This is a genomic window from Flavobacterium limi, from assembly GCF_010645075.1.
Taxonomy (GTDB): domain Bacteria; phylum Bacteroidota; class Bacteroidia; order Flavobacteriales; family Flavobacteriaceae; genus Flavobacterium; species Flavobacterium limi.
The window spans coordinates 1-14,298 of record NZ_JAADZV010000009.1 but is presented as its reverse complement, the minus strand read 5'-3'; the positions used below and the strand labels follow the sequence as shown (position 1 = coordinate 14,298).

Annotated in this window: 14 protein-coding genes and 3 tRNA genes; 6 read left to right on the top strand and 11 right to left on the bottom strand. The window is 35.2% G+C overall.

All coding sequences use genetic code 11. The annotated features are described in order from the left end of the window. Positions 1 to 88 precede the first annotated feature (88 nt). The 3 genes from GXM16_RS17280 to GXM16_RS17270 form a co-directional block, all read right to left on the bottom strand. A complete protein-coding gene (locus tag GXM16_RS17280) occupies positions 89 to 670 on the bottom strand; it encodes a hypothetical protein (protein ID WP_163395747.1) in 582 nt (193 codons plus the stop codon). Positions 671 to 1,039: 369 nt separating this feature from the next. After that, a complete protein-coding gene (locus GXM16_RS17275; RefSeq protein ID WP_163395746.1) occupies positions 1,040 to 2,317 on the bottom strand; it encodes a DUF2130 domain-containing protein in 1,278 nt (425 codons plus the stop codon). 256 nt (positions 2,318 to 2,573) lie between these two features. After that, positions 2,574 to 3,452 (bottom strand): LysR family transcriptional regulator, encoded by an 879-nt coding sequence (locus tag GXM16_RS17270; RefSeq protein ID WP_163395745.1) that lies wholly within the window; start codon positions 3,450 to 3,452, stop codon positions 2,574 to 2,576. 216 nt (positions 3,453 to 3,668) lie between these two features. Between GXM16_RS17270 and GXM16_RS17265 the strand changes: the two genes are divergently transcribed. Continuing rightward, a complete protein-coding gene (locus GXM16_RS17265) occupies positions 3,669 to 4,376 on the top strand; it encodes a class I SAM-dependent methyltransferase (RefSeq protein ID WP_163395744.1) in 708 nt (235 codons plus the stop codon). A gap of 44 nt (positions 4,377 to 4,420) precedes the next feature. Here GXM16_RS17265 and GXM16_RS17260 read toward each other — a convergent pair whose 3' ends face one another. The 4 genes from GXM16_RS17260 to GXM16_RS17245 all read right to left on the bottom strand — a co-directional run bounded on the left by GXM16_RS17260 (position 4,421) and on the right by GXM16_RS17245 (position 7,060). Continuing rightward, positions 4,421 to 4,885, bottom strand: coding sequence for a DUF3291 domain-containing protein (locus GXM16_RS17260; protein ID WP_163395743.1), 465 nt, complete (start codon positions 4,883 to 4,885; stop codon positions 4,421 to 4,423). 155 nt (positions 4,886 to 5,040) lie between these two features. Further along, complete coding sequence (locus GXM16_RS17255) at positions 5,041 to 5,319, bottom strand: putative quinol monooxygenase (RefSeq protein ID WP_163395742.1); 279 nt, start codon at positions 5,317 to 5,319, stop codon at positions 5,041 to 5,043. Next, a complete protein-coding gene (locus GXM16_RS17250; RefSeq protein WP_163395741.1) occupies positions 5,316 to 5,927 on the bottom strand; it encodes an NAD(P)H-dependent oxidoreductase in 612 nt (203 codons plus the stop codon). Before GXM16_RS17250 ends, GXM16_RS17255 begins: the two co-directional genes overlap by 4 nt. A 146-nt stretch (positions 5,928 to 6,073) precedes the next feature. Beyond that, a complete protein-coding gene (locus GXM16_RS17245) occupies positions 6,074 to 7,060 on the bottom strand; it encodes an aldo/keto reductase (protein WP_163395740.1) in 987 nt (328 codons plus the stop codon). A gap of 113 nt (positions 7,061 to 7,173) precedes the next feature. On the opposite strand from GXM16_RS17245, the gene GXM16_RS17240 reads away from it, so the two are divergent. Next, positions 7,174 to 8,019, top strand: coding sequence for an AraC family transcriptional regulator (locus GXM16_RS17240; protein WP_163395739.1), 846 nt, complete (start codon positions 7,174 to 7,176; stop codon positions 8,017 to 8,019). Positions 8,020 to 8,148: 129 nt separating this feature from the next. Here the strand turns inward: GXM16_RS17240 and GXM16_RS17235 are convergent, their stop codons facing one another. The 3 genes from GXM16_RS17235 to GXM16_RS17225 form a co-directional block, all read right to left on the bottom strand. Further along, positions 8,149 to 9,210: an SMI1/KNR4 family protein gene (locus GXM16_RS17235; protein WP_163395738.1), complete on the bottom strand. Its 1,062-nt coding sequence runs from the start codon at positions 9,208 to 9,210 to the stop codon at positions 8,149 to 8,151. 36 nt (positions 9,211 to 9,246) lie between these two features. Beyond that, positions 9,247 to 10,008 carry a C40 family peptidase gene (locus tag GXM16_RS17230; RefSeq protein ID WP_163395737.1) on the bottom strand — a complete coding sequence of 254 codons (762 nt, stop codon included), beginning with the start codon at positions 10,006 to 10,008 and terminating at the stop codon, positions 9,247 to 9,249. Positions 10,009 to 10,078: 70 nt separating this feature from the next. After that, a complete protein-coding gene (locus GXM16_RS17225) occupies positions 10,079 to 11,257 on the bottom strand; it encodes an acetyl-CoA C-acyltransferase (protein WP_163395736.1) in 1,179 nt (392 codons plus the stop codon). Between the two features lie 239 nt (positions 11,258 to 11,496). Here GXM16_RS17225 and GXM16_RS17220 point away from each other — a divergent pair. The 4 genes from GXM16_RS17220 (at position 11,497) to GXM16_RS17205 (ending at position 13,362) form a co-directional block, all read left to right on the top strand. Further along, positions 11,497 to 11,580 (top strand) — tRNA-Ser (locus GXM16_RS17220). Positions 11,581 to 11,593: 13 nt separating this feature from the next. After that, positions 11,594 to 11,668, top strand: a tRNA-Pro gene (locus tag GXM16_RS17215). A gap of 30 nt (positions 11,669 to 11,698) precedes the next feature. Continuing rightward, positions 11,699 to 11,772: transfer RNA gene (locus tag GXM16_RS17210), tRNA-Arg, on the top strand. Positions 11,773 to 12,045: 273 nt separating this feature from the next. Then, the gene (locus GXM16_RS17205) at positions 12,046 to 13,362 is read left to right on the top strand and encodes a site-specific integrase (RefSeq protein WP_163395735.1); all 1,317 of its coding nucleotides are present in this window, start codon (positions 12,046 to 12,048) and stop codon (positions 13,360 to 13,362) included. A gap of 598 nt (positions 13,363 to 13,960) precedes the next feature. On the opposite strand, the gene GXM16_RS17200 is transcribed toward GXM16_RS17205, so the two are convergent. After that, on the bottom strand, positions 13,961 to 14,298 hold a 338-nt coding region (locus GXM16_RS17200; RefSeq protein ID WP_208797395.1), incomplete at its 5' end, for a hypothetical protein.

Here is a 14,298-nt window from a genome sequence, read left to right as displayed (position 1 = left end):
TGCTAATGTGATTTCTCGTTCCTCGAAATGACAAAAATAACAATAAAAAAAAGGTTCAACTTTACTCAAGTCAAACCTTTTTCCATATTTATTTTTTCTTTTTTGCTTTTGCCTTCTTTTTAGACTTCGCTTTCTTTTTGGCTATTTTTTTAGCTTTCGCTTTATCCTTAGCTTTTTTCGCTTTTTCTTTTTTCTTGGCAGCGGCTTTTAGTTTTGCTTTTTTAGCTTTTTCTTTCTTTTTGTCTTTTTTAGCTTTCTCTTTTTTCTTCGCTAATTTCTTTTTGGCTTTTTCCTTTTCTTTGTCTTTCACTTTTTTCTTCTTTTTATCGGATTTGTCTTTTGAAGGTTCTGCAACGACAGCTTTATTTACAGCTTCGATTGATTCAGTAACAGCAGTTTCTGTAGCAATTTCTTCTGGTTGTACTGTTGTTGGTACTATATTTTTAGCAGGAGCTTTTTTTATTGCTGTAGGTTTAGTAGCTGCTGTAGGTTTTGCTGTAGGTTTTGCTGTGCTCGCTGTAGCCGATTTAGCAGGAGTTGCTTTAGCCGGAGCTCTGCGGACAGGCTTTTTTATTTCCGGTGTATTTTCGTTTTCTGTAGCCGGCTGAATATTTTCAGTTTTTGGAGAATCAATTTTCTCAGGATTTGTTTCTTCGGTCTTGTTTTCCATAATTATAAGTGCATTTAATGAGAATTATCTTTACAATGTAACTAAAATGTTACCTGGTTGTTAAGTAAAGATAATTATAAAACAAGCTTCCCAATGTTAAGTTTTTAGTAAATAAAAAGCATTAAGGTGTTGAAAGCGAATAGTTTGAATTTTTGCCTAAAAATAAAAAGCTAAATTTCTTAACAATTCTACATGGAAAATGAGGTAAATTACGGTATAAATAGTAGTTCTGAGATTTTCTAAATACCTTATGAAAAAAATTTCCCTAGCCCAGATGGGAACGGCATCCTTTTATGGTCCCGATGGCTATCGGGACCATAAAAGATAGAGTGTACAGCTGGAATAAGCTACTGATATTGGTACCTAAAACTATTCTAATTCTTTAGGATCTTCATGGTTGTCTTCAATAAAATCAAGTTCTAAAGCTCTGACGCTCTGAACAGCATTTCCTGCAATACCGCGAATAGAACCGTACATTCCTAAGGTGTTATGAACCACTTTTTCGATTTGTTTTTCACGCTGTTTCCAGATTCGCTGCATCGCTCTTTTTTCGGCATCCAGATCGCCCTGCATTTGGGTAAATCCTTCTACAATTCCTTCAATCTGCAAACGGAATTCGTTGCTTGTCAGGAAATCGTATAGCATTGACATTTTATCGCCTTTGTTTTCCTGTGCCTGAACCGCCTGGCTCACCTGAATGATTGACTGACGCAAAACGGCACTTAGCCCTTTAAATTCGTCATACGTACAAATCCAGATGCCGTCACGCATTCCCATACGTTCCATTCCGGCTGGCATGACTTCGGTTACCAAAACTCCAATATTGGCTCTTTTGGTTCTGATATCGTTTTTGAATTTCTCAATCCAGGATGGCTGGAATGCTTTCGTGCGTTTACTTTCGTAATAAATCGAACCACAGTTTTGATGTTCACGAGTATTTACAATCTGAAGACAGTCGGCACCGTTTGCCCCTTTTTTAACTTCGTCAATACTGTCAAGAGGAAAGTTGTTGGCCAGCCATTCTTCGATTGCTAATTCCATTACCTCACCCTGTAATTGCATGGAACCTTGTTCCTGCTTGCGTTTCATTTCTTCAGTCAGCTTTTTTTGTTCTTCCAGCTGTTTCTGAAGTTCTTTGAATTTTAATTCGTTTTTGTCGTCTTCCTGTTTTCTTATTTTTTCACGTTCCAAAGCCAATTGTGCATTCAATTGTTTTTCAGCTTCGGCCTGGATGGCTTCTTTCATTTCCAGTTTTTCACGCTGTAATTTGGCAATTTCACCTTCCATTTTATTTAATTCCCGGATTTTTTCAGACTTTTCAGAAAGTTCTTTTTCCATCAATAACAAACGGTCTTTGTTTTCTTCTTCCAGTTTGGTTTTCAGCTTTTCGCCAATCTCTTTTTCGGCTGCCTTTTTTTCGCGTTCCAGACGCTCGGCAAAAAGTTCGTTTTCCTGCTTTTTCTTGGCTTCAAATTCGGCTTTTGCTTTTTCGAATTGCTCGTTTTTAAGCTCTAATTCACGGTTTTGGATGTTGGCTTTTTGCTGAAATTCTTTACGGATACTGTCTTCTAACTGGTGTTTTAAAACATCATTTACATCGATAGGTGTTCCGCAGTTGGGGCACTGAATTGAAGATTGCTCAGCCATTTTTATTGATTTTTTTGAGTAGAATTATAATTTGCTAAGGTATTTAAAAGTTCTCTTTTTATGATATGGATTTCGGTACTAAATTGTAACTAATTTTTTGTATATCCCGCAAAGTCGCGAAGTTTAATAGCTCTGTTTGTCATTTCGAACGAAGAGAGAAATCACACTAGAAGCTCCGCACAGTAATTCGCCAATCTTTGTTGAATCCCGCGTGTGATTTCTCGTTATTCGAAATGACAAAAAAAAAGATTAGAAACTATCTTTTCTTCAATAAAAATGCTACAGCAGATTGCGTAATTTCAGAATGATCGTCTTTAGAAGTAATCAAGGAAACATCCGTAAATAAATTGACTTTTTTGAGTTCAATAAAACTCAGGTCAGGATCTTGATTATTTCTGGCTATGTTAGACGGGACAATCGAAATCCCTAATCCGTTTTTTACCAATTGCACAATTGAATTTATGTTATTCGATTCATGAACAACCTTTGGTGTGAAGCCATAAAAAGCGCACAATTCCAATAAAACTTCGTGATAATGCGGTGCATAATCTTTGTTGAAGAAAACAAAAGTTTCATTTTCAAGATTTGGAATCTCTTTTTCTGAATCAATATTGATGAGATTTTTATTGAAAACAACCGAAAAGCCGTCCTTAAACCATAGTTGTGATTTGATTTTTGGTGATTTTATCGGAGAACGAATGATCCCCAAGTCGATTTTTCCTTTTTCTAAAGCTTCAATTTGCTTGGTGGTGGAGATTTCGAATAACTTGAAATTCACATAAGGAAACTGTTTTTTTAGAAATTGAATCAATTCTGAAATTACCGAAGAATAGATAGAACTGATGTAGGCAATTCTAAATTCACCCGAGACATTTTCTGCAATCTTTCTTGTTTTCACCGAAATGAGTTCCAAATGCTGAAACAGATCTTTTATTTCTTTTTCAAAATATTTGCCGGCTTCCGTAAGTTCTACTTTTTTATTATTTCTAATAAAAAGCTTTGCCTGAAGTTCATTTTCCAATTCGGCTATTTGTCGGCTTAATGGTGGCTGAGAGATAAACAGTTTTTCTGAAGCCTTAGTAAAGTTGAGTTCTTCGGCGACCGCCAGAAAATATTTTAGGTGACGTAATTCCATGATACTTTTAAAGTATTATTAATTGATAAAAATAGTATTTTTAAAGTATTTATGAAAAGAATAGTTTTGAAAAAGAAAAAAAAGCCTCTCGAAGATTGGGCAGATATAGCAGATTATTAATTTAGATAAAATCATCTTAATCACAATATTCCGATCCATAATAGCAAAAAGATTCGCTTAATCTGCCTAAAATCGAGAGATTAAAAAACAAAAACCATGAAGAAATCAACTATTGAAGAAATCAGGGAAAGGTTTGACCATGATGTCGAACGATTTGCAAATTTAGAAACAGGACAAATCGCAACAATTGATGCAACAATTTCCTTAGAGTTAATTACAGAAGCTGCAAAGAGAATTATCCCGAATGCTAAAAAAGTTTTAGATATTGGCTGTGGGGCAGGGAATTATACTTTGAAAATGCTTTCTAAAGTGCCGAATTTGAATTGTACTTTGGTAGATTTGAGTTTGCCGATGCTGGATAAGGCTTTTGAAAGGGTTTCGGTTGAAACTTCAGGCAGTGTAGAAGTGAAGCAGGGTGATATTCGAGAAGTTGAATTACCCGAAAATCATTTTGATATTATTTTGGCAGGAGCGGTCTTACATCATTTGAGAGACGATGAAGACTGGGAAACGACTTTTGCAAAATTGTTTACATTATTGAAACCCGGCGGCTGTTTGATGATTTCAGATTTGATTACACAGGATACAGAAATATTAAACGAATACACGTGGAAAATCTACGGCGATTATTTAGAAGGAATTGGCGGAGCTGAATACCGACAAAAAGTCTTGGATTATATTGAAATTGAAGATTCGCCAAGATCGATGAACTACCAATTGGATTTGATGAAAAAAGTGGGTTTCTCAAAAGTAGAAATATTACATAAGAATATGTGTTTTGGGGCTTTTGGAGGAATTAAGTAGTTTTATTCGCCACGAATTGGCGAATCAATTCGTGGCGAATAAAATTATGCTTCAACGGGCATCGGGAATTTGTTTCTAAGATCAAAAACTAATTCTGAAGGTCCGTTTTTCTGCAGGTAATCTAATTTTTCTACCGCTTCTTCCATGGTTGGAATTTGCCCTTTTGGAATCCACCACATGGCGGTATGTGCTTTTCCGAATTTCTGAAACCATTCTTTTCGGCGTCTTAAAAATTCACTGTGAAAAGTTTTGTACATATAGTGTTCCAATGTTTCGATATTTTCCCAGACCGACACATTTATAATTATTTGTTCGTCATTGTACGGATTCAGACTTGTAGCATTGTAACTGTCATTGTCGTCTTTTAATCTCCAGACAAAACCTTCGCTTTCTTCGGCTAAGGTGTTTACAGCTTCTAAATTGTCTACAAATTCTTTCATTATTGGGTCGTTGATATCGACACCTTTCATTTTTGCAATATTAATTTCGGCAAGATGATAATGACTCATGATTTTTATGTTTCTGAATGTGAGGTAATTTAGCTTTTTGCCACGAATTGCATTAATTCACACAAATTATTTTTTAGATTGAGAGAAAAGAAATTTGTGAAAATTTGTGTGATTGCTTCGCCTGTTCGCTATCGCTCGGGTCATGGTGAAAAAAATTATAAAATTTGTGCTGTTTTGTAAACCTGAACGGGAGCTGATAACAAAGTTTCGCTTTTTGTAATAAAATCGACTAAATAAGGCTGATTGTTGTGTATGTCAAGTCCGGTTTGGTCTTTCCATTCTTCCCAAATGATAAAAATATTGTCGGTTGTGTGAAGATCGTAACGGATGCAGGCAGTTTCTTTTCTGGTTTCAGTCACCAGATGAGTGATCATATTCTGAACTTCAATTAAGTTTTCGTGTTTGCTTTTTATAATTGCTGTAATCGAGATCATGATTGTAAATTTTTAAAAGTTTGCTCCAAATGTTTGGTGTAATCGTTTTTAAAGATAACGATATTTTCGGCAGTAGCGCCTTTTTCGACATCATGAAAGTGGAATCCGTTTACTTTTTCCATTCCGGTAAATTTGTTCATTTTGTGAAAGCCAAACATTACGCCATCGTCAACAGAAGTTTCGTCGAAGAATTCGCCCGGAAGTGTAAAAGCCGTCGCAGGCGCATTCCAGCTGGTTGTCAGCATGTATTTGCGTCCGTGTAAAAGTCCGCCGGTTCCATAGTTGATGTCGGGGTTAACACGGCTTCTTCCGTCGCTTTTGTAGATTCCGTTGTTGTGTCCCTGGGTAAAAACGTCATCAATGTATTTTTTGAAAAGGTTCGGAATTTGAAACCACCAAACCGGTGTATGATAAATAACTAAATCTGCCCAGACGAATTTTTCTACTTCTTTCTGAAGGTCGATTTCGTCTTCGATATGGGTTGTTTTGATTTCGTATGTACTGTTTTTAGAAAGAAATTCAATTGTCCAGTCCTGAACAGTTTGGTTGAATTGTCCACCTGAATGAGCAAATTTTTGCCCGCCGTTTATTATAAATATATTCTTCATTTTATTGTTTGCATCTTATGAAAACGTCTGTGTGAGGGGCAGGAGCGGCATCCTTTTGCTTTTTTCTTTAAAAAGTAAAAGATACAGCGGATGACGCGACCCGCTTTTTCTGCGGGTCACACCCCAATTATTTTGATGTTTAAATATTATTTTACTTTAGAAATTGCCTGATTGATGAACTCTAATTCTGAAGCTGAAAGATCAAAATCCATGGCACCTGCGTTTGAGATTGCCTGCTCTGCATTTCTGGCGCCTGCCAAAACGATGGAGATTCCTTTTTGTAAAGTGGTCCAGCGAAGAACTAATTGTGAAATTGAAATGTGTTTTGAATGCGCTAAAGAACTCAATTCTTCGATTAAGGTTTTTACCTGCTGTAAATCGAATTTGCCGAAATAACCGTTTCTATGATCGTTTTCTTTTAATTTGCTGTCAGTGAAATATTTTGCAGTTAGTAAACCTCTTTCCATTGGACTGTAAGCAATGATTCCGATGTTTTCTGAAACTGTGAACGGAATTAATTCTTCTTCAATTTTACGGTTTAGCATGCTATAGGCAACCTGATCAGAAACTACCTGAACTGTTTTTTGCGCTTCCTGAATCTGTGCAATGTTGTAATTGCTTACTCCGAAAGCTCTGATTTTTCCTTGCTGGATTAAAGTTTCAACGGCTTCCATGGTTTCAGAAATCGGCGTTGTAATGTCAGGCCAGTGAATTTGCAATAAATCGATATAATCAGTCTGAAGGCGTTTTAGGCTTTCTTCGATTTCTTTAATTACGTTTTGTTTGGATGAATATTTGTAAATCGGCACTTTTTTACCGTTATCGTCAGCATCAAAAAAGTAATCGCCTTTTCCGTTGTTGCTTCCGTCCCAGACCAAACCGAATTTAGTCAGCAACTGAACTTTTGAACGATCGTGACTTTTGATAGCTTCACCAATCATTTCTTCGCTTAAACCAAATCCGTAAAAAGGCGCAGTGTCGATTGTGGTTACCCCGTGATCGATTGAGGCGTGAATGGAGTCGATTGCATCTTTTTTAACTGTTCCTGCCCACATGGTTCCGCCAATCGCAAAAGCACCGTAAGTAATGGTTGATAATTCAAGTTCTGAGCTGCCTAATTTTCTATATTCCATGATTGTGATTTTTTGTTTTAAATTGATAAAGCAAAATTATACTGTTTTTGTGATTGTTAATTGGTATATTTTTGTGTTTTTTAGGTATATTTGCAACTTCAAATAAGTTAGAGATGAAAAAAGAAAATTTATATGAGCCTTTTACGGTTTCGTTTGAAACGCTGGATGAATATCCGGATGTAGGCGATCGTCATAATTTTTTCGAACTGGTTTATATTTTAGATGGAATTGGTTCACAATGCATCAACAAAAATATATTCAGGTATGATGTTGGTCATTTATTTTTATTGACGCCAGATGACTGCCATAATTTTACTATTGAAACCAAAACAAAGTTTTTCTTTTTAAGGTTTAATGATATTTATTTGAAAAACTCCAGTCTGCAAAATGAAAATGTACAACGATTGGAATATATTCTGCAAAATGCGAATCACCAGCCAGGATGTATCCTGAAAAATGATGCAGATAAATGTCTGGTAAAAGTGATGATTGAAGCTATTTGCCGTGAACATCAGGATAAAGATGTGTACAATCAGGAATTGATTCAGCAGTTGGTGAATACGCTGATTATTATCGTGGCAAGAAATATTGCGAAATACTTGCCGGAACAGGTTAACGTGGGGTCTGAAGCAAAGGCGATGGATATTTTGCAGTATATTCAGAACAATATTTATTATCCTGAGAAAATAAAAGCCGAATCAATCAGTGATTATTTTGGGATTTCGAATACGTATTTAGGGCGTTATTTTAAGAAACATGCCAGCGAAACGATGCAGCAGTATATCAGTAATTATAAAACTAAACTGATTGAACATCGTTTGCAATTTAGTGATAAACGCATTAATGAAATTGCGTATGAGTTTGGTTTTACGGATGAAAGCCATTTTAATAAATTCTTCAGAAAACAAAAGGGGTATAGTCCTTCTGAGTTTAGAAAGACGATTCGGTTGAGTGCGTAATTTTTTTGTTAGCCACGAATTCACGAATTTTTTGTTTCTCGCAGATTTTAATTGATTAAAGCTGATTTAAAAATGATTTTTATCTAAATAAAATCTGCTTGATCTGCCGAATCTGCGTGAGAATAAAATTTAATTTTCTTTCCCAATAATAAAATCAAAATGCTCGGTTTTACCGTTTTTTAAATTATTGATTTCGTTTTGAATCAACTCTTCTAATGAATTAGCAACGATGTTTCTTTCCCAGGATTCGTTTTGAAGTTCGATGATTTGGCCAAATGTTCCTTTGGATGCCGGATCGGTATCATAAAGTAAATAATCGCCGTTTCTTCCGGTTGCAAACGGAATCCATTTTGGATTGGCGTAGTTGTCAGTCTGGATTTTATCGAAATCTATTTCTTCCTGTTCCGGGAGATCGCCTTCGTCAAATTGTAAGTCTTGTATAGATTCCCATTCTTGTTTAATATCCTGAAATGGAATAAGATCGTAACTGAAATTATTTACGCCAAACTGAAAAGCAGAAGTTACAGGGTCATAATCTACGTTTTGAACTTTATAGAAATTTAACAGAGCAGGAGGAATGGTTATATCGTCTTCAAGATCAGTATGTTTTTTTATGTCTTCGGCAGTGATTCCGTCAGTAAGATTGTAGTAATCATTATCTGTTGAAACGATTTTATTGATTTCTGAAATCCACTCCTGCCATAAAGGTTCGAATATTTTGAATTCGGGATCAAGAGGTTCTTTAGTTTTTACGGGTTTTTCTTTTTCTTCGTATGAGGAAATATCAAGAGCTGTTATTTTGCCATCTTCTTTGTCAAACCAAACACTGATTCCGTTAAGAATGAAAGCACCGCTTCTGTCTCCTTTAAAAAGCTTTACAAGTTTATTTTTACCGGATTTGTATAATTCAAATAACTCCTGACCGTCAAAAATAAATTCTCCGGAAAAATTGCTTTTTGCACAATAATCATATTCTTTACGTTCGAGTTCAACAGCAAGGCTTTCTGCTTTATTACCTTCTTTAGAAAAAGCAATAATTCCAAGATCGTCCCAAGTATAAGTATGATTGTATTTTTTTTTGCTGTGTCTGTAATCTCCTAAAGCTTGTTGTAAAATTGTAATATCAATTGGAAATTCAATAGTTACACCATTAATTTGAAAGCCTGTTTTGGATAATTCAAGTTTAGTCATTTTACTTTTAGGAATTGTTGTGCGAAAAATAGAAATCTAGATAATCTTTTTTATTACTCTAAGATTATGTGTATGTTTTTTTAATTCGGGATTGTAGATTCCTAAATGATCAAGACGGTCAATGCGTACTTTTCCACTTGCGTGAATGATGTAGTTGTTGTCCATTATGATTCCAACGTGAATAATTTTTCCTTCTTCATTATCAAAAAAAGCCAGATCGCCGGGTTCGCTTTCTTCAATAAAACTTAAAGGCTCGCCATCCAGGGCCTGCTGAGAGGCATCACGGTGAATTTTATAACCGTTTAGTTTGTAAACCATTTGGGTAAAGCCTGAGCAATCAATTCCAAAAGGAGTTTTTCCACCCCAAAGATACGGAGCATTCAAATACATAAAAGCAGTATTTATTATAGCATTTTTAGGTTTTATACCACTTGTTTTTGTTCCTTCAAAGTCAAAATTTGAAGTGTTGATTTCGCTATTGTTTAAAAACGATAATGAGGCTCCAAGCGGGATAGGAAGCAATAAATTATCCGGTGCTGTGATATAATCAATCAAATCAGCATTTAAGATAATGGCCTCTTTGCTTAACTGATTAAATTGCTCTTTGGTAATTTCCTGATATTGTTTAGAATCTACCCAGCCTTCATAGTCATCAAACTGAATTCTGATTCGCGCCCATTGATTTTTGCGTTCTAAAATTTCGATATGTTCACCAAATAAAAGTTGCGTAACGATTTCACTTCTGTCACTGGCTTCAGCTCGAACGGGTACTATGGCTAAATTGCAGATTCCGAACATTTAGGGTAATTTATAAGTTTGAAATTTAGGAGTTATTTGAATTTAATAACTCCTAAAATGTAATATTTATTTAAGCTCTTTCGATAACAATTGCTGAAGCACCGCCACCGCCATTGCAGATTGCTGCGGCTCCTGTTTTTGCATTATTTTGTTCTAAAACATTTAGTAAAGTAACAATAATACGTGCTCCTGAAGCACCAAGAGGATGTCCCAAAGAAACCGCTCCGCCGTTTACATTTACTTTGTCATTATCTAAATTTAATATTTTTGCATTGGCTAATCCAACCACAGAAAATGCTTCGTTAAATTCGAAATAATCAACATCTGAAATGGAAATTCCTGCTTTGTCCAAAGCTTTTGGTAATGCTTTTGCCGGACTTGTCGTAAACCATTTTGGTTCCTGAGCAGCATCAGCATAACTTTTTATGTAGGCAAGAGGTTTTAAACCTAATGCAGCTGCTTTTTCTTCAGACATTAAAATTAAAGCAGCAGCTCCATCGTTTATTGTAGAAGCATTTGCAGCAGTTACAGTTCCATCTTTGGTGAAAACGGCACTTAATGATGGTATTTTATCTAATTTAACGTTAGTATATTCTTCGTCTTTTGAAAAGATAATCGGTTCACCGCGTCTTTGTGGAACTTCAACAGGAACGACTTCATTGTCAAATTTTCCGGCATCCCAGGCTTTTGCACTTCTTTCATAAGACTGAATTGCGAAAGCATCCTGTTCTTCACGGCTGATGTTGTATTCAGTCGCGCATAAATCAGCGCAAACTCCCATTGCGTTGTTATCGTAAGCATCTGTCAAACCATCTTTCTGCATTCCGTCAAGCAGGGTAGCAGGGCCAAATTTGTTTCCGGCACGCATTTGTACATAATGCGGAATCAGACTCATGCTTTCCATTCCGCCCGCTACTACAATTTCAGCGTCTCCGCAGGCGATTGCCTGAGCAGCGAACATGACAGCTTTCATTCCTGAGGCACAAACTTTGTTTACTGTTGTAGCCGCAACTTCTTCAGACAAACCGGCGAATAATGCTGCCTGACGTGCGGGAGCCTGTCCAACTCCGGCCTGAATAACATTTCCCATGAAAACTTCATCAACCAGTTTTGGGTCAAGATTAATTTTTTGGAGAGCCCCTTTTATAGCGGCAGCTCCTAATTTTGGTGCGGGTACGGTAGATAATCCTCCCATGAAACTTCCGATAGGTGTTCTAACGGCAGAAACGATAACGACTCTTTTGCTCATTGCCCTGTATTATTAGTTATTATAGCAAATTTAATCTTTATTTGTACAAATTCAAATTTTGAATCAATTCGTTGGATTTTAAATTTAAGATCAATTTTTTGTTAATTCTATTTGTTTGATTGTGAAGTGTTTTAAAAAAAAGATTAAAAAAAGATTGAAAAAAAGCGCAAAAATAGTTGTGAGATATCGAATGTTGTTATACATTTGCCACCGCAAAACAGAACACGTTTCTTGAGCTTGGAGAGGTGCCAGAGCGGTAATGGAGCAGATTGCTAATCTGTCGACGGGTAACCGTCGCCAGGGTTCGAGTCCCTGTCTCTCCGCTTAATTTTGCCTCGGGGTGTAGCGTAGCCCGGTTATCGCGCCTGCTTTGGGAGCAGGAGGCCGCAGGTTCGAATCCTGCCACCCCGACAAAACTTTGCCATAAGTTTAAAAAGAAATGGTTCCATAGCTCAGCTGGATAGAGCAACGCACTTCTAATGCGTAGGTCGAAGGTTCGAATCCTTCTGGGATCACTGAAATTGAGTTTTAAATCAATTGAAATTCAGTTAAACAGCTGAAAACCCGCACTTTGTAAAGATGCGGGTTTTTTTATTCTTCGTTTTTATTTTCAAAAAGCCACAAAAATGCACAAAATTTTATGGCTTATTTGTGGCATTTTTCAACCCTGCAAAAAACTGCCACAAAAATCTGCATAACTTGTTTGTTTTCAACATGTAAAGCTGGTTTACGTCTTGATTTTAGAATGTTTTAGTTCGACCTTTATTAACTTTTAAAATTGTTGAATTATGTTAGAAAACAGTTTAGGCATTACTTTCTTTTTGAAAAGTTCTGCAAATGGTGCCAATGAAAGATTTATCTATCTTAGAATTACTGTTAATGGCGTGCCTAAAGAGACATCCACTAAACGAAAATGGAGTATAAACAGGTGGGAACAGAAAACTGGCCGTGCCACGGGAAATAAAGAAGATGCAAAAACTCTGAATTTCTTTTTGTACTCGCTGGAGATGAAAATAAGAAAATTTGCTGAACAGCTTATAGAAAAACAGGAATCCTTAAATAGTGTAAAGCTGATTAATTTCATTTTAGGGAAAACCAAACTGAGAACCACCGTTCTTCAGGAATTTCAAAATCATAACGATCAGATGCTTGCTTTAGTAAAAAAGGGCGAATACGCAATTGGTACTCATGGGCGTTTTGAAATATCAAAAAAGCATGTAAAAGATTTTATGCTTTTCAAATATAATGTTGAAGATATGGATTTTAATGATCTTAATTTTGAGTTTGTAAAAGATTATGAGTTTTATCTTAAGACAGTAAAAAACAACAGTAATAATACAGCGCTTAAATACATTACTAATTTTAAGAAAATTGTACTTATAGCTTTAGATAAAGAATTGCTTTCTGCAGATCCTTTTAAACGTTTTAAAAGCAGAAAAACTAAGGTTCCCAAAAAGCCTTTGACAGGTTTTGAACTGTCACTTCTGGAGAAGCATAAGTTTTCGACAGCCCGTCTTGGAGTGGTAAGGGATGTTTTCGTGTTTCAATGCTACACAGGGCTTGCTTATATTGATGTGTTTAAATTAAAAAAATCAGATATAAAAGAGGGAGTTGATGGAGAACAATGGATTTTGGCTGAAAGACAAAAAACAGGAAGTCCGATCAATATTCCGCTGCTTCCAAAAGCATCTGAAATTGTAGAGCGGTATAAAAATCATCCTCTCTGTATTGAAAGAGATTCGGTACTGCCTGTGAGTTCAAATCAGAAAATGAATGAGTATCTAAAAGAGATAGCTGATTTATGCGGTATAACAAGTGCTTTAAATACGCATAAAGCCAGAAGGACTTTTGGCAGCACCATAACTTTAAATAATAATGTTCCAATCCATGTGGTTAAAGAAATGCTGGGGCACCAGTCGGTCAGCCAGACAGAAGAATATGCTTTAACTGAACAGATTTCTATTGGCCGCGAAATGCAGGGATTAAAACAGAGATTAGCAGATAAAGAAAATACTTCTAGTGAATTAGCTTTAAAAACAATTGAAAAAATGGAAAAGGAGCTGTTGGAAATGAAAAAGAAATTTGCTATAATGAATCATAAGTAATTAATAGAAAAGGTTAATAAGGATATTTCTCTAACTTATTTTTTGGATGTACTAACGAAAATTGAATACAAAATTTAAGGGTGCATTTTTGCATCCTTTTTTTTATAAAATCTTTCTTTAAATGTGGTGGGTAATCTTTAAAATCATCTTAATTTCTTGTAGTCTAAAATATGTCGAGTCCAAAAGCAATGAATCGTAATTTTAATATAAAAGTTTATAATTATTTGTCAACTTACAAATAATTATTTGGATATAAGGTGCGGAGGAAGAGGTTCTACTTCGAATTATTAAAAACGCTAGTATATACTAGGCTTAATATGTTATTTAAGAGCAGGTGCAGAAAAAAAGTGTACCTTGAATTTGAAGTTATTTTTTTGAGATAAAATTGGTTCAAAAAACACATTAAAATACAAATGTGCGAATTTCTGAAAATTTCGAAACTTAAATTTATTTTTTTTCACAATTGGTGTATTTTAGATATTCACCTCAAACTATTGTTTTGACTGCTTTTTAGCAATTATAATTGTTTTCATGTTATTTTGTTTTAAAGTTTTCTTTTTATGACTATCAGAAAATCTCCTAAGAATGAGATAAATTTTTAAATCCAACTATATTCTTTTGAAAAATAACAACATACAACAACTTCACATTCGTTATTTTTTTCATCAAATTTTATTTTTATTCTTTTGCAGTTTTCCTCTATTTTTAGGGGCAGATCACATTCATTTTTTATTTTTTCAAAATAGTGAGTCCATTTATTGCAGTCTTTTGGAATAGGGAATAAGACAAATGCAATAATTCCGTATCGCGAATTTAATTTTTTTGTATCGGAGATAATTGAATTGATGTATTTAGTGATAGTGCAAATTCCGGTTATATTGATCACCCCATTCCGTTTTAAAGTGAGCACCTGATTCCAGTTCAAAATGACCACCT